The sequence below is a fragment of the Acinetobacter sp. UBA6720 genome (assembly GCF_002454215.1).
GTDB lineage: Bacteria > Pseudomonadota > Gammaproteobacteria > Pseudomonadales > Moraxellaceae > Acinetobacter.
On sequence record NZ_DKIK01000109.1, the window covers coordinates 29,180 to 29,787 of the forward strand.

Below are 608 nucleotides of genomic sequence, written 5' to 3' on the forward strand. Positions count from 1 at the left end.
AACCAACCACCAGCAAAGGCTTCTGCCGTGGCTTCAGGGTTTTTGAGATAACCTTTCATCACAATGTTACCTCGGAACATAATTTCACCCATAGTTTGACCGTCATGCGGTACAGGTTGCATCGTGTCTGGATCCAGCACTTTCATACCATCTTGCAGTGGGTAAGGTACACCTTGGCGTGAGTGCAACTGCGCTTGTTCCTGAATAGATAAGTCAGACCAACCCGCTTGAGAGGCACAAAGCGCAGAAGGTCCATAGGTTTCAGTCAGTCCATAAACATGGGTGACATTTATACCAATATGGCGCATGCCTTCAATGATTGCAGCAGGAGGTGCAGCACCTGCCACCATCACTTCAACGCGATGCTCAAAGTGGATCCGTTGCTCTTCAGGGGTGTTGATCAGCATGGATAGCACAATTGGCGCACCACAGAAATAATCGACTTTATGCTCAGCGATGACTTTGAAAATGAGTTCAGGGTCAATTTTACGTAAACAGATATTGGTGCCCCCATTGGCTGCCATGGTCCATGCAAAGCACCAGCCGTTACAGTGGAATAAAGGTAAGGTCCACAAGTAGGTCGCACGTGGTGTCATGCCACAAGCAAT

At 48.2% G+C, this 608-nt stretch carries 1 protein-coding gene; it reads right to left on the reverse strand.

The window, feature by feature from the left end; translation table 11 throughout:
• The coding region (locus B4F08_RS09600) for an AMP-binding protein (RefSeq protein ID WP_291374253.1) at positions 1-608 on the reverse strand (608 nt) is incomplete at both ends.